Source organism: Affinundibacterium macrobrachii (genome assembly GCF_014652415.1).
Taxonomy (GTDB): Bacteria; Pseudomonadota; Gammaproteobacteria; order Burkholderiales; family Burkholderiaceae_D; genus Undibacterium; species Undibacterium macrobrachii.
Genome location: NZ_BMYT01000005.1, coordinates 31,839 through 47,515, shown reverse-complemented (window position 1 = coordinate 47,515; position 15,677 = coordinate 31,839). Strand labels below are relative to the sequence as shown.

Genomic DNA, 15,677 nt, shown 5'->3' with positions numbered 1-15,677 from the left:
GATTCAAACAACAATTTGAAAATTCACTTTGCAGCAAGCAGGCAATTTGCTCTAATGGATTCATTTTGATCGCCAAGCAAACAATGTGATTTTTCGAGTAAAGCCAAACTATTGGGTTTGCGTGTTCAAGTCAACGCAGAAAGTCGACACTTTGATAATCAAAGAATCATGAAAAATGCCTATCATTATCTTATCGAACGCATTCTGCCTAGCAGAATTAGCTATCGTTTGGCACTAAGTTATATATTGATACTGAGTCTATTTATCCTTGTAGTCATCCGTAGCGTATCGCAAGTACAAGAAGTGTCACGACGCAGTCAAGAGTTTGCAAGTCAAGACCTGCAGAAATTATTGCAAGTACAAAATCTTGCTCTCGATATTGAAGGCTCAACCAGCGCTTTAGTCTTAATTTTTAATGCTACTCAGGAAAAAAGAAAACCCGCTTACGATGCCATTGATGCGAAGAAAAAACATATCGATGAATTAATCCAGCAACTGAGTGCCGAATCAGACGATGAGGCGCAATTGATATGCTTACAAAGATTATCTTCTACTCATCAAGAATATCGACAATCATATTTAAATCTATTTGATGAAATTGAACTAGATAATACTGAAGGAGCAAAACTAGTATTCGAAACGCAAGTTGCGCCCGCACGCCAGGCTTTCTTAAGCGAAAGCAATGTTTTGCTAGAACTTGCGAAACAACGCATACGACAAAGACAGGCAGAAGAACAAGAAGATTTGGCGCAACTCAAACTTCACATCCTTGCGATCTCCGTGTTAATAGTATTGTCAGGTATGGTGCTTGCCTTTATTACGCAAAGCAGCGTCGTACAACCACTCAGTATGTTAGAACATAGTGCACTAAGAATCGCATCGGGCGACTACAACAGCAAGGTGCCGACGACTCGCACCACTGAGGTTGCTCAAGTAAGCCATGCACTTAACGTTATGACCGATGCAATCGCCAGTCGTGAAGCGGAAATTGAGCAGCTTGCTTACTACGATAGCTTAAGTAATTTACCAAATCGTACGCGCTTGCTAACAATGTTTTCACAGCAAAATTTGCGACACCATGCAATGATCTTAATGGATATCGCACGGTTGAAAATTGTGAATGAGACTTTGGGATTTGGGACTGGCGATACTTTAATTGTTGAAACTAGCCAACGATTACAAAGAGCGCTTGGCAAACATTCTGAAAAAAAGACATTTTTGGCAAAATTCTCGGGCGGACAGTTTGCTCTATTTTGTGCTGATAATTCAGACTCGTACACGCAAAATTTGGTCGAACAAATCATTCACGACATCCAACTCGAACTAAACGTACCGGTTCAATGCGGTAGTTATAGTATTGACGTCAATCTCGTATTTGGGAGTGCAATAGCTAATAGCGAATCCAACAATTTAACCACACTGATCCGAAACGCCGAAGTCGCACTCTATGCAGCGAAAGAACGTAGCGAGACATTTGCTTGGTATTCCGATGCGCAAGAAGCATCTCGTCTAAGTCACTTAAGCCTATTGTCAGATCTTCGCTCCGCCATTCAAAACAACGAATTACAAATGTGGCTACAGCCTAAAATACGATTAAATGATATGCACTGTTATGGATTTGAGGCCCTAGTACGCTGGCAACATCCAAAGCGAGGATTTATCTCACCGATCGAATTTGTACCTTTTGCAGAACGCGCTGGATACATCAGTCACGTAACAAACTGGATGTTAGAACAAGCGGTACAAACCTTGGCTCAATGGAAAAACCAATACCCGCAATTAAGTATCGCGGTGAATGTCAGCACTAATGATTTACGCGACCAAAAACTACCAGAAAGGGTAAAGCAATTAATCCATCAATACCAAATTTCTCCGATGAACTTACAATTAGAGTTAACCGAGAGTGGCATCATGGAAAATCCCGACGATGCCATTCCCTTACTGCACAGTCTACGTGCTACAGGTATCGGATTATCGATCGATGATTTTGGTACTGGACACTCATCGCTCGCCTATCTGCAGAAACTACCCGTATCAGAATTAAAAATTGATCGCAGTTTTGTGATTGATATTGATCAGCAAGAATCTACTCAAAAACTCGTTAAAACCATTGTAGAAATGGGGCATAGCTTGGGGCTACATGTTATCGCCGAAGGCATAGAAACCCAAGCCGAACGCGACACCTTAATCAAATTGAGTTGCGACTCCATGCAAGGTTACTTTGCGAGTAAGCCACTACACGGCAGCACGCTCGGTGATTGGTTGACATCTTTGCCTCATAACCAGAACCGACAGCACTCATAACGAGTGATCTATAGCAATGCTTTATAATGCGGGATAATTTTTCCACATCATCGCATTTTCTTAGAATTTCATTATGATCGTTCTTGGTATCGAATCTTCTTGTGACGAGACTGGCATCGCTCTATACGATACCAACCGCGGATTGTTGGCGCATGCCTTGCACTCCCAAATCGCCATGCATCAAGAATACGGCGGCGTGGTACCAGAGCTCGCATCGCGCGATCATGTCAAACGTGCACTTCCTTTACTGCGTGAAACCTTAACTAAAGCCCAAGTACAAGCGGCAAACATCGATGCCATCGCCTACACTCAAGGCCCTGGCTTAGCAGGTGCGCTTTTAGTCGGGGCATCCGTGGCGTGTGGATTAGGTTTAGCATTAGACAAACCACTAATTGGCATCCATCATTTAGAAGGCCACCTGCTATCGCCACTACTAGCTAGCCAGCCGCCTGAATTTCCGTTTATTGCCTTACTCGTCTCTGGTGGACACACACAATTGATGCGCGTCGATGGCGTCGGCCAATACAGCTTATTAGGTGAGACACTGGACGATGCCGCAGGTGAAGCATTTGATAAATCAGCCAAATTGCTCGGACTCGATTATCCTGGTGGCCCCGCCATTTCTAAATTAGCACAGAGCGGCGATCCATTGATACATCAATTTCCACGGCCGATGCTACATTCGAAAGACTTGAATTTCAGTTTTTCTGGACTCAAAACCGCTGTCCTTACTGCAGTAAAAAAATACCCAGAGGCATTGACTGACAATGACAAAGCTAATGTTGCACGCGGTTTTGTTGATGCGATTATTGATGTTCTAGTAGCCAAGTGCCAAACTGCGATGAAACAAACTGGATTAAAACGCTTAGTCATCGCGGGTGGCGTCGGTGCCAACCAACAATTGCGTGCGGCACTCAATGCAGCAGCCAATGCATCGAATCCGAAAAAACGTTTTCAAGTCTATTATCCAGAACTAGAGTTCTGCACCGATAATGGCGCCATGATTGCTTTTGCGGGAGCTATGCGCTTGCAAGCCTACCCGGAACTAGCAACAAAAAATTACAGCTTCAATGTGCGCCCGCGTTGGCCATTGCATGAATTGGTTTCTGCATAAAAAAATCCCTCGCACCCAATGAACTGAAGTCCAATAGGTCGAGGGATTTATTCTATTCACTGTGAACTACAGATCCTGCGATCAGGAACGCTTCTAGTTCGGTAAAGTCAAAGATCTTATTTTTTCTTACTACCAATACGGCTCTCTTTACCGCTCATCAAATTCGCAATGTTTTGTGCATGACGATAAATCAGTAAGGCGCTCATCACTGCGACGGCTAGCAAAGTGAAGTTTGCACCAAATAGCAGGCCGTAATAGAACGGAGCGAACAAAGACGCGATGAGTGCCGCTAACGATGAATAGCGAAATGCATAGGCAACGATTAGCCATGTCGCAAAAGTGGCTAATCCTAACCAAACATTAATCGCTAACAAAACCCCCAAAGCAGTCGCAACGCCCTTACCGCCAACAAATTTAAAGAAGACAGGCCATAAATGACCAACGAAGACCGCTAATCCTACTAGCGCAACCGTGGTATCCGACAAGTTGAATTGATCTTGATAAACCATCGCTAACCAAACCGCGAGCCAACCTTTAAAACCGTCACCAACTAGCGTCAATGCCGCAGCGGCTTTATTCCCAGAACGCAAAACATTGGTAGCACCTGGATTTTTAGAGCCATAAGTGCGCGGATCGGACAATCCAAACAAACGACTGACTACCACCGCAAAGGAAATCGATCCGATTAAATATGCCACCGCTATGGCAATCGCTGCGTTCATCTACTTCTCCATCCTATTATTTTAAATTTCATTTGACTGTTTTTTTCGTCCGGATCAAGGCAAAAGCGAATATCCGAACTAGCGCGACATTCTTACACATCGAGGTATGAAACTCTAGTGTTTAACAAAGCGCAACAACGCTATAAAGCGCAGTTGACTGGCTTGGCAGATAATAAGTCGACCAATAATTGTGGCGTGATGCCAATCAAATATCCTCGACGCCCACCATTCAAGTAGATTTTTTCTAGCGCCAAGATCGATGCCTCGACATAAACAGGCATCGCCTTTTTGGTACCGAAAGGAGAGGTGCCGCCAATCATGTAACCTGAATGGCGCTGAGCCACTTCTGGTTTGCATGGTTCTACTGACTTACAAGCAATCTGACGCGCCAAATTTTTGGTGGAAACGGTTTTATCGCCATGCATTAAAACGATCAGGGGTTTAGCCTGTTCATCTTGCATCACCAAAGTTTTTACCACAACATGCTCTTCAACCCCTAGCTCGCGTGAAGAAACAGCAGTGCCGCCATGATCTTCATACGCATAAGGATGTTCTGTAAAAACCGCGCCATGCTTTCGCAATAATTGGGTTGCGGGTGTTTCTGATACGTGTTCTTTTTTTGCCAAGATAATTCTCTCAAGCTCTACAAAATTGCATTATTTTAACCGCGCGGGTGGTGCTGCGCATGCAGCTGTTTTAAACGTTCACGTGCGACATGCGTGTAAATCTGCGTTGTGGAGATATCAGCATGCCCCAGTAATAATTGCACCACACGTAAGTCAGCACCATGATTCAGTAAATGTGTCGCAAACGCATGACGCAATGTGTGAGGCGACAGAGGCGCGGTAATTCCGGCTAGCGCAGCGCATTTTTTTATCACCACCCAAAACATTTGACGTGTCATTGCACCACCGCGAGCAGTAACAAATAACGCGTCATCAATCTGTCCGTTTAAGATTGCTGGCCTACCTTCACTCAAATAACGTTGCAACCACATCCGCGCTACTTCACCAAAAGGCACCAAACGCGTTTTACTACCTTTCCCCGTCACACGCAAAACCCCATCATTTAAACTGACTTCGAACGCCTTCAACGACACCAATTCTGTCACCCGCAGACCACAGGCATAGAGCAGTTCAAGCATGGTGCGATCGCGCAATCCCAGCGGGGTCTGGTCATCTGGCGCTTGTAATAGCGATTCAACTTGCGCTTCACTTAAGGTCTTAGGCAAACGATCTGGCTGTTTTGCTGATTTAAGTTTGGTGCAAGGGTTGACCGCAATTTGATGTTGGCGAAATGCTTGCTGGTAGTAACGCTTTAACACCGACATACGGCGATTCACCGAAGTCGCTTTAGAACTCTGGTGCTTGGCAGCGACATAGGAAAAAATATCGACTTCGCTTACTTGTAATAAATGCTTTTGATGGGTTTGATGTAACCATTCGGCAAACAAACGCAAATCACGACGATAGGCATCCAAAGAGTTTTTTGCCAAACCATCTTCCAACCATAAGCTATCGCAAAACTGATCAATTTGCGCTTGCACTAGAGCTGGCAACTCTACCGATACGGGCTTTTCAGCAGGTTTTACCACATCGACTCCTGATGTTGCGTTGATTCAGGCTGACTATACTCTGGCACACCTTCTAAGCGTAGTAAATAACGTTTAACGCCTAAATGAAATCCCGTCGCATCATCATGATGTGCGAAGCCTCCGAGTCCACCGGATGCCGTCACGCGATGACAAGGAATGATCAATGGAAACCAATTCGCACCACAAGCCTGTCCTACTGCGCGCGGTGCCGATCCGATCAGATGTGCAATTTGACCATAGGTGCGCACTTGGCCACGCGGAACACTAGAAATAGCCTGCCATACTCTGTGCTGAAACGCTGTTCCTACAGACTTTAATGGCAAATCAAATTGGAAATCAGGATCGGCGAAATAGCGTGTAATTTGTTCAGCAGCGCTTTGCGCGATAGCGTCGCTCGGCGCTTTCTCTTGGAAGCGCTGCGGTAAATAGACTAGCTCACTTAGTTCTGCGTTTTCAGTGCGCACACCGATGTAACCAAACGGTGCAGGAACAATTGCCGAGAAAATAGCCGCTTCAATGATTGATTCGGGAGTTGCCATCACATTTCCATTCATAAGAATAACGTGATTGTCCTACAGAAACGCGCAAGAAAAAAGGCGCATCCACTGGATGCGCCTTCTAAAATTTTTCACGTTTGTGCTGTTTAGTCTCTTCGAACAAGGACTCAGCTTATCTTGAAACGCGAATCTCCCCCCCTTTTGACTGCGCCCTATTGGGCACTATTATTGCACTTCCATAACCTGTATCAGGAGCGAATATAGCTTTGTTATTTCTCCTGCCTTATTTTCTGCTGCCTTAAAGGAACTCGCGATCATTTGATCCAGCGAATTATTAAGGTGTGCGAAATATAGCATGGCTAATCAAAAAATTAGGCAAGGCTTTTGATTAAAAAAAAGCTTTGTTGCATTTGTGCTTCTGCAGCAGAGAAAGATCGCAAATTACAAAAAAAATGTGCTAAATCAAAAATGATTTATTTAATTTACCATAGGGAAATATTAGCAATTCCGTGGAGAAATTTTTAAACATATAGATAAGCTTCGCCAGCATCGTAAATTCAAAATTTAAGCGTACAAGAATTGCCACGCAGATGTACTAAATCGACCGTCACAAAAAAATTTCTAACATAAAAAAACGCCTCGATTTTTATTCGAAGCGTTTTTTATTCTATACAAAAACCTGAAAACCTAGCTTGCTATCTTTGTACCGCGGACGCGAATTCAGTTTCAGACGAAGTTTCAAACTTTCAGCAAATCGTTCAACCATAAATCAAACGTGGGAGCCAAGTTGAAATAATCGGCACATAAGTAATCAACATCAGAAACGCAATCATTGTCATCAACCAAGGCAGTACGGCGACTGTCAATTCAGTAATGCCCATTTTCGCAATGCCGGTAGCTACATACAAATTTAATCCGACTGGAGGATGACACATACCGACCTCCATATTGACGACCATGATGATGCCGAAATGCACAGGATCAATGCCTAACTTCATCGCCACCGGAAATAAGATGGGTGCCATGATCAAAACGATCGAAGATGGTTCCATCACATTGCCAGCCAATAGCAACAAAATATTCACCACCAACAAAAAACTCAGCATGCCAAAGCCACTATCCAATATCCATGCGGCCATCGATTGTGGGATATTTTCACTAGTCATTAGGAAGGAAAACAAAACCGCATTGGTGATGATATACAGTAGCATCGCTGACATTGCGGCAGAATCAATCAAGACTTTGGGGACTTGTTTGATGCTCATATCTTTGTACACAAACACGGCAACAATAAACGCATAGACCGCAGATACGGCAGCCGCTTCTGTCGGCGTGAACATGCCAGAATAAATTCCCCCCATGACGATCACAATTAGCAATAGTCCCCAAGCACTTTTGCGAAAAGCGACAAATCGCTCACCCCAAGTCGCCTTGATCATACGAGGATAATTATGCTTACGCGCTAAGTACCAAGTCGTTAAGCCAAGAAAAAAAGCCAACATTAAACCTGGTATCACTCCTGCCATAAACAATTGGCCTACCGAAGTATTCGTCGATACTGAATACATCACCATCACAATCGATGGTGGAATTAATATCCCCAAAGCACCGGAAGTCGTAATCACACCCGCGCCAAATCCTTTTGGATAACCTTGTTTGACCATCGCCGGCATAATAATCGAGCCAATCGCAACCACCGTTGCTGGAGACGAACCGGACACCGCAGCGAATAAGGCACAAGCGATAACACCGGCTAATGCCAAACCGCCATGCCAATGTCCCACCATCGAAGTCGCAAAGTTAATCATGCGCCTAGCGACTCCACCATGAGTAAGAAAATTACCCGCCAAGATAAAAAACGGAATCGCCATGATTTCAAACTTTTCTATTCCCGTGAAAAGTTTTAAAGCAACCGATTCTATTGGCACTGAAGTCATCGTAAACAAAAAGGTCAATACTGTTAAACCAAGCGCGATCGAAATCGGCATGCCAGTAAGCATCAATAACAGCAACAAGCTAAAAATAATCAGCGCGTTCATGCTTGCACCTCTTTATCCAAGCCTTCGACATGGGCATGATCATGCTTGGGCAATTCGCCACGTTGAATGAAATGCCAAGCCACTTGAAGAAAACGGAAGGACATTAAAAACGACCCAAGTGGAATTGCCATATAGACCCACCACATCGGGATTTCCATATCGGGTGAAGTTTGATCGGTTTGCGCGATACCATAAACGAAATACGCACCTAAACTACCGATAATCGATGTAAACAATGCGCCAGAACCGAGGCTAATCAAGGTAAACACCTTGCGGTTCTTTTCATTCATACGATTGACCAAAACATCAACGCCGACATGAATCCCAGAACGAACACCATATGCGGCGCCAAATTTGGCCATCCACACAAATAAGTAGATCGTCAATTCTTGTGCCCAACTGGTATTCAAACTAATCAGATAATCCTGCACTACAGGAATATCGAAACCCGACATATAACGATGTAGTACCGCGACGAAGGTAATCAGGGTCGCGGTTGCCATCAGCAAGGCGATCAAATACTCTTCCAAGTGATCAAGCAATTTCATGCCAGCTCCCGGTAAGAAAAAATAAGTGTGAGGAGTCAATCCAGCGTACTAAAGAACTTCAACAATTCTCTGCTGGATTGACGAAAGGAAGGATTACTTCAAGCCTAAAGCTTGTGCTTCTTTATGCACGCTTTGAATTAGCTCCTTGCCGATTCGACTCTCCATCGAACGCTGCACTGGCATCAAGGCTTTCACCCATTCTGCGCGCTCTTTTTCGGTCGGTACATAGACGCTGGTTTTGCCAGATTTCTTAACTGCTTCGAGCGCGTTATCGTTCTCAATTTGCGCGATCGCATTCGCATACTGGGTTGCCGATTTCATTGCCTTATTAAGTTCTGAGCGGATATCTGCTGGCAAGCCATCCCAGAATTTTTTATTCACAATCACCGCATAACCTAGGTAGCCATGATTGGTCATCGTCACATGCTTCTGCACTTCATGCATTTTTTGAGTGTATAAATTCGATGGTGGATTTTCTGTGCCATCGACCACGCCTGTCTGTAGAGCCTGATAGACTTCAGAGAACGCCATCACTTGCGGATTTGCACCAAGCGCACGCATTTGTGCATCGAGTACTTTAGAGGACTGGATACGTAGTTTTTTGCCTCTCAAATCACTAGGTACACGCATCGGCACATTCGAGGACATGACCTTGAAGCCGTTATCCCAAAAACCTAAACCGGTAATCCCTTTTGGTTCTAACTTAGCTAATAAACTGGCACCGACGGCACCTTCAGTAACACGATGCAAAACATCTCGGTTTTGAAAGATGTAAGGCAAATCAAATACTTCAAATTCCTTGACACCCAGTGGACCAAATTTTGCCAAAGATGGTGCCAACATTTGCACTGCACCGAGCTGCAATGCCTCTAGTTCTTCTTTATCTTTATACAGCGTGCTATTTGGATACAGTTCAACCTTAACCCTGCCCTTGGTTGCCTTCTCGGCCAATTCCTTAAATCGTTCCGCAGCCTTACCTTTTGGCGTATCGTTCGCCACCACATGGCTAAATTTAATCACGATCGGATTTTGTGCAAATACCGACCCACTTAGACTAAAGCTAGCTACCATTAAGGAACTGGTGCCGATCGCTGTGAGCAGTTGACGCAAGCTCTGCCTTTTAGACATGCGCATATCTGTATGTTTCATTAAAGTCTCCTAATTAAATTATTGTGCAATCATTATTAGCCGTTCGGACGCCAATTTACAACTGTGGTTAACCACAATGTCGCCAGATGGTGACAAAAGCCTGTCAAAGTGGGCATTCAACAGTAGTTCAGCTACACTTTTAATATGAAAATCAAGACCTTATCCAGCCAACGATTCCCAACCACGCTACCGTGGATGTTACCTATCGTGCTGGTTTTATTGTTTGTTGCGGTTTTGATCTGGTTACCTTGGCAAGCACAAAGGATGGAAACCAATGAGCGCCAAGAGCAACTCATCGCTGATACGCTGTGGGTAGAACAAGCATTGCAATTTCAACTCAATCGGCATCAAGAAAGTTTGTCGAATATCGCGGAAGATTTCGCTAGCGGCAAAGTCAGCGTCGAAGTACTCAAAGCACGCCTAAATTTATACGCAACGAATAATCATGAAATTGGCGAACTCGCGTTGTGGGATGCACGTGACAAGCTAGTTGCTAGCAATATTGAGTCGGGAACAAAATCTCCACCTAACTCCTTGATCGAAGCTCTCCAGTCAAACGCCAATTTCACTCAGAAATTACGCAAAGCCTCGTGCGTTAAAAGCCAACAACAAGTCGCTAACCTGTACTGCCGCTTTCCATTATTCAGTGATGTCACTTATCTCGCCAGCGTGACGGTTAGTTATCGCTTGCAAACCTTATTGGATGAAACCGTACCATGGTGGTTTGCACAAGAAAACGAAATTTCACTGTTGGATCAAGACGAAAAAATACTAGCAAAACGCGCTGCTGCTGGTGCGGGAAAAAATGTCTACACCCACAATCGAGCACTTGATTTTCCACAATTAAGTTTAAATCTACATACCAATAGCACCAAGGCTGAACCCAAATTACTGTCTAACTTATTGGTGGTCTCAGTAGTACTACTCTCGCTAGGATTAGTGTGGAGCCTGATCGCGCTGTGGCGAGATATCAATCGACGCTTGCAGGCAGAAGGCGCACTGCGCAAAGAAGCCATGTTTCGGGCGGCAATGGAGAACTCCTTGATTACTGGATTGCGGGCACGTGATATGGAAGGTCGACTCACTTATGTCAATCCATCCTTCTGCAAAATGCTTGGCTTCCCCGCAGAGGAATTAATAGGAAAACTGCCTCCTATGCCTTATTGGGCACCGGAAGAAATTACCGAATATGAAAATCGCTTCGCGCAAATATTGACTGGCACGGTACAACCTGAAGGTTTTGAAACCATCTACCAACGTGCCAATGGCGAACGATTTCCAGTACTAATTTATGAGTCGCCGTTGGTGGATGAAAATGGCAAGCAAACTGGTTGGATGAGTTCGATTTTGGATGTATCCGAACTCAAACGCGCGCAAGAACTAAGTCGCCAACAAGAAGAAAAATTACATCAAAACGCACGTTTAGCGACGATGGGAGAAATGGCATCAATGCTGGCGCATGAGCTGAATCAACCACTCGCCGCGATTTCTAGCTATGCCACCGGTGCGCTAAATATTTTGAAACAAAGCGATCAGGTCAACACACTATCTTTAAGTGATGCACTAGAAAAAACGACACAACAAGCGCAACGTGCAGCGCAAGTCATACGCAGCGTACATCAATTCGTCAAAAAACGCGAAGCTAGTCGTGCTTTGTTTCATATCCAGACCTTACTACAAAGTGTAATGCCTTTAATCGCACTACAATCGCAAAGTGCGCACATCCACGTGCAATATCAAATCGATCCTGATTTGCCAGAAGTCTTTGGCGATCAAGTTCTGATCGAGCAAGTTATATTAAATCTGACCCGAAATGCCATCGAAGCGATGCACGATGTCGCCTATGCAAAAAGGCAAATGCAAATACATGCACACGTGATTGCTGACCCACATCTACCGCACAGTCGGTCGCTGCTGGTGCAAGTCATCGATCAAGGACACGGCATTGCGCCAGAAGTCGCCGAACAATTATTCTCGCCATTCTTTTCGACCAAAGCGACTGGCATGGGCATGGGTTTGAATATCTGTAGAACTGCGATAGAGTTTCATGGTGGCAGCTTAAAGTATCGCGCCAATCCCGCTGGCGGTACGGTATTTGAATTTACGCTCCCCTGCGATGCTCAGAAAAATGATCTGCATAAGAAGTAAGGCTAAGCATGTTACATATTGTTGACGATGAAGAAGTGGTGCGCGATGCTTTGTTATGGCTGGCTAGTTCGCGTCAGATCGAGGCAAAAACCTATGTCAATGGCGAGGCATTTCTGGCTGCCATCGATGCGGCAGCGCTATCCGATGCAGGGTTTAGCGCATCAAAACACGGTGATTGTCTATTGCTTGATGTGCGGATGGCAGAACTCAGCGGCACTGCCTTATTCGACATTCTCAGCGCGCGTCAATTGACTCAACGATTACCCGTCATCTTTTTAACTGGTCATGGTGATGTACCAATGGCGGTCGATAGTCTCAAACGCGGCGCCTTTGATTTTTTTGAAAAACCATTTAATGACAATGCCTTAATGGATAGAGTAGAACAGGCATTGCAGCAATCGCTGAAAGCGGGCGAAGCGCATCAAATTCAACTGCGCTTGCAAAGCTTATCGCAACGCGAACACGAAGTTTTAGAATTGATCTTACAAGGCAAAATGAATAAGAATATTGCCGACGAACTTGGTATTAGCATGCGTACTGTCGAAGTCCATCGCGCGCATATTTTTGACAAAATGCAGATCAAGTCCGCAGTTGAGTTAGCGGGTTTATTAAAATAATTTCAGTTCAGATGTTGTGCCAATGCCCATGTAATATGCTCGCGCACCATCTCAGAGCTATCATCAAGCCGCGCTTGTAAGGCATTGACGATATCGGCACGTCCTTTGAACTCACTAGCCGCATTTCCCAAGCCGACCGCTAGATTGCGCAACCATCGTTCGTAACCGATACGACGAATCGGACTTCCTTCCATTCTGCGTAAAAAATCGGCTTCACTCCACGCGAACAATTCCAACATGGTGCGCTGATCCAAGCCATGTCGGACATCAAAGTCATTCAAGGTCGCAGGCTGGGCAAATTTATTCCAAGGACAGTAAAGCTGACAATCATCACAACCATAGACGCGATTACCAATCAAAGAACGGAATTCAAGCGGTATCACGCCGTGCAGTTCTATCGTTAAATAAGAAATACAACGTCGTGCATCTAATTGATAAGGAGCGACAATCGCTTGCGTCGGGCAGACGGTAATACAAGATTGACATTGGCCACAATGATTACTAGTGGGCGGGTCCACTGGCAAAGGAATATCAACCAGAATCTCGCCCAAGAAAAACAAAGATCCGGCTTCGCGCGTTAATAACAAAGTATGCTTACCACGCCAACCGAGGCCAGCCTGCTCCGCTAAGGCCACCTCCATCACGGGTGCAGAATCGGTAAATACCCGATAACCAAAATCTCCAAGCTTTAAGGCAATCGCATCAGCCAATTGCTGTAAGCGTTGCCGCAAGACTTTGTGGTAGTCGCGTCCACGTGCATAAATCGAAATCACCGCTTGATCGGCCGCCCGCGTTTTCTCAACATCGCGCCAATCCTTAGTTGTATCGCTCGGAAGGTAATCCATTCTCGCGGTTATTACCCGCACTGTTCCGGGTACCAATTCATCAGGCCGATACCGCTTGCTGCCATGGCTTTCCATATACGTCATATCGCCGTGAAATCCAGCTGCAATCCAAGCTTGGTACCGTTCAACTACATGCGACAAATCCACATCACTAATGCGAATATCAGCGAAACCCGCTTGCTTGCCAAGTTCTTTGATTTCTTGCGCAAGTTGGACGTAATCAGTCATGTTATGGTATGTTTTGAGCCTTCTAAGGCAGCAAAAGAATTCAGAATGCAACATTATAAAACAAGCTTGGCAGATGAAGCAGCGACCCAAGCATTGGGCAAAAGTTTGGCGCAATGCTTATTGGCGGGCATCGTAATTCATTTACACGGTGATCTTGGTGCAGGTAAAACTGCACTCACCAGAGCCATTTTGCACGCAGCGGGTCATCAAGGCACCGTCAAAAGCCCGACTTATACCTTAGCAGAACCATATGAAATTCTTGTCAAAGGCGAAGCGACCAAGTTAATGCATTTCGACTTGTATCGTATGCGTAGTGCAGACGAATTTATTGAAGCGGGCTTTCGTGATGAGATGAATGAAAAAACCATCTGTATTATTGAATGGCCAGAAAAAGGAGATGGCATTTTGCCTTTACCTGATTTAGCAATACATTTTACTATTGCAGAAATCGGACGCGAGGTAGAATTACGCGCTTTATCAGACAAGGGTAATATTTGTCTAAGCCAATTGCACTTTGCACCAAATCTTTAAGTTGACCTTCATCATGTCTAGTCGCACTCCTGCTCATCGTCGCACCTTCCTCAAAGCAGGTTCTACCCTTTTGCTATCGGTCATCGCGCCAATGGCGGCCAACGCCATGCAAATTTTAGCAGTACGGGTTTGGCCAGCGGCTGACTACACGCGCGTCACGCTAGAAAATGATGCTGAACTCAAAGCGAGCCATTTTTTAGTCAAAGATCCGAACCGCATGGTGGTGGATATCGAAGGTTTGACTTTGAACGCAACCTTAAAAGATCTGGTCGCAAAAATACAAACCAATGATCCCTATATCAAACAAGTCAGAGTAGGACAAAATCGTCCGAATGTGGTGCGACTAGTGTTTGATTTAAAAGAAGAAATTAACCCGCAAGTTTTTAGCCTAAAGCCAATAGGCGATTATCAACATCGCTTGGTATTTGATTTATATCCCGCCAATCCAGTTGATCCTATCACCGCCTTAATTGAAAAAGGTGAGTGGCACAAAGATGATGCACTGACGGCTGCCATGTCTGGCAATAACAAAAACGAAAATGCCGCGAATAACAACAATAAGCACGACAATAAAGCAGAACAAAAAACCGATAAACCAACATCGAATCAACAAATTCGCATGATCACCATTGCCCTTGATCCTGGCCACGGTGGCGAAGATCCGGGCGCAATTGGTCGTGCTGGCAGTCGCGAAAAAGATGTCGTGTTGGCAATCGCCAAACGCCTTAAGCATCAATTAGAACAAGAAGACAATATGCGCGTGATGTTAACGCGCGATGGCGATTATTTTGTACCGCTACAAACTCGCGTCAAAAAAGCGCGTGGTGTACAAGCAGATTTATTTGTATCAATTCACGCTGATGCGTTTATCGAACCCAGAGCACGTGGCTCTTCGGTGTTCGTGCTCTCAGAAAAAGGAGCAAGCTCAACCGCAGCACGCTGGTTGGCAAAAAAAGAAAATGATGCAGATTTAATCGGTGGCATCAATCTTAAAGATCAAGATAAACAATTAGCTGGCGTTTTACTCGATCTCTCGACCACAGCGCAGATCAACGATAGTATGAAAGTCGGCAAAGTCGTGTTAAAAGAGATTTCGGGCGTCAATCGTTTGCACAAACCTGCGGTAGAACAAGCAGGATTCGCGGTCCTAAAAGCGCCCGACATCCCTAGCATTTTGATTGAGTCAGCCTTTATCTCCAATCCTGAAGAAGAAGCGCGTTTAACCGATGAAGCCTATCAAAATGAATTAGCAGAAGCGATCGTTCGTGGAATTAAGAAATACTTTGCCAAGAACCCACCTTTAAACCGTGGCAAGATTGCTTAAACCAATAACGCTTTAAT

Annotated in this window: 14 protein-coding genes; 6 read left to right on the top strand and 8 right to left on the bottom strand. The window is 44.8% G+C overall.

The genetic code is table 11. The features are described from left to right. Nucleotides 1-168 precede the first annotated feature (168 nt). Both IE103_RS14315 and tsaD read left to right on the top strand, forming a co-directional pair. Entirely contained in the window at nucleotides 169-2,304 is a 2,136-nt protein-coding gene (locus IE103_RS14315) for an EAL domain-containing protein (protein WP_189346818.1), read from the top strand. Nucleotides 2,305-2,377: 73 nt separating this feature from the next. Continuing rightward, a complete protein-coding gene (tsaD, locus tag IE103_RS14310) occupies nucleotides 2,378-3,418 on the top strand; it encodes a tRNA (adenosine(37)-N6)-threonylcarbamoyltransferase complex transferase subunit TsaD (RefSeq protein ID WP_189346817.1) in 1,041 nt (346 codons plus the stop codon). 116 nt (nucleotides 3,419-3,534) lie between these two features. Here the strand turns inward: tsaD and plsY are convergent, their stop codons facing one another. The 7 genes from plsY to IE103_RS14275 all read right to left on the bottom strand — a co-directional run bounded on the left by plsY (nucleotide 3,535) and on the right by IE103_RS14275 (nucleotide 9,889). After that, nucleotides 3,535-4,140, bottom strand: coding sequence for a glycerol-3-phosphate 1-O-acyltransferase PlsY (gene plsY, locus IE103_RS14305; RefSeq protein ID WP_189346816.1), 606 nt, complete (start codon nucleotides 4,138-4,140; stop codon nucleotides 3,535-3,537). Nucleotides 4,141-4,280: 140 nt separating this feature from the next. After that, entirely contained in the window at nucleotides 4,281-4,766 is a 486-nt protein-coding gene (locus IE103_RS14300; RefSeq protein WP_189346815.1) for an aminoacyl-tRNA deacylase, read from the bottom strand. 35 nt (nucleotides 4,767-4,801) lie between these two features. Next, nucleotides 4,802-5,734, bottom strand: coding sequence for a site-specific tyrosine recombinase XerD (gene xerD / locus IE103_RS14295; protein WP_189346814.1), 933 nt, complete (start codon nucleotides 5,732-5,734; stop codon nucleotides 4,802-4,804). Then, nucleotides 5,728-6,273 (bottom strand): methylated-DNA--[protein]-cysteine S-methyltransferase, encoded by a 546-nt coding sequence (locus IE103_RS14290; protein WP_189346813.1) that lies wholly within the window; start codon nucleotides 6,271-6,273, stop codon nucleotides 5,728-5,730. Before IE103_RS14290 ends, xerD begins: the two co-directional genes overlap by 7 nt. Before the next feature lie 716 nt (nucleotides 6,274-6,989). Next, nucleotides 6,990-8,270 (bottom strand): TRAP transporter large permease, encoded by a 1,281-nt coding sequence (locus IE103_RS14285; RefSeq protein ID WP_189346812.1) that lies wholly within the window; start codon nucleotides 8,268-8,270, stop codon nucleotides 6,990-6,992. Further along, nucleotides 8,267-8,818, bottom strand: coding sequence for a TRAP transporter small permease (locus tag IE103_RS14280; protein ID WP_189346811.1), 552 nt, complete (start codon nucleotides 8,816-8,818; stop codon nucleotides 8,267-8,269). The genes IE103_RS14285 and IE103_RS14280 overlap by 4 nt, the downstream gene beginning before the upstream one ends. Nucleotides 8,819-8,911: 93 nt before the next feature. Continuing rightward, nucleotides 8,912-9,889 (bottom strand): TRAP transporter substrate-binding protein, encoded by a 978-nt coding sequence (locus IE103_RS14275; protein WP_229827314.1) that lies wholly within the window; start codon nucleotides 9,887-9,889, stop codon nucleotides 8,912-8,914. Between the two features lie 222 nt (nucleotides 9,890-10,111). Between IE103_RS14275 and IE103_RS14270 the strand changes: the two genes are divergently transcribed. Then, entirely contained in the window at nucleotides 10,112-12,115 is a 2,004-nt protein-coding gene (locus tag IE103_RS14270; RefSeq protein ID WP_189346810.1) for a two-component system sensor histidine kinase NtrB, read from the top strand. 8 nt (nucleotides 12,116-12,123) lie between these two features. Beyond that, nucleotides 12,124-12,732, top strand: a complete 609-nt coding sequence (locus IE103_RS14265; RefSeq protein ID WP_189346809.1) for a response regulator transcription factor — start codon at nucleotides 12,124-12,126, stop codon at nucleotides 12,730-12,732. Nucleotides 12,733-12,734: 2 nt separating this feature from the next. Here IE103_RS14265 and queG read toward each other — a convergent pair whose 3' ends face one another. Beyond that, nucleotides 12,735-13,805 (bottom strand): tRNA epoxyqueuosine(34) reductase QueG, encoded by a 1,071-nt coding sequence (gene queG / locus IE103_RS14260; protein WP_189346808.1) that lies wholly within the window; start codon nucleotides 13,803-13,805, stop codon nucleotides 12,735-12,737. Nucleotides 13,806-13,850: 45 nt separating this feature from the next. Between queG and tsaE the strand changes: the two genes are divergently transcribed. Next, entirely contained in the window at nucleotides 13,851-14,336 is a 486-nt protein-coding gene (gene tsaE / locus IE103_RS14255) for a tRNA (adenosine(37)-N6)-threonylcarbamoyltransferase complex ATPase subunit type 1 TsaE (RefSeq protein WP_189346807.1), read from the top strand. 13 nt (nucleotides 14,337-14,349) lie between these two features. Then, nucleotides 14,350-15,660, top strand: a complete 1,311-nt coding sequence (locus IE103_RS14250) for an N-acetylmuramoyl-L-alanine amidase (protein WP_189346806.1) — start codon at nucleotides 14,350-14,352, stop codon at nucleotides 15,658-15,660. The last annotated feature ends 17 nt before the right edge of the window (nucleotides 15,661-15,677 follow it).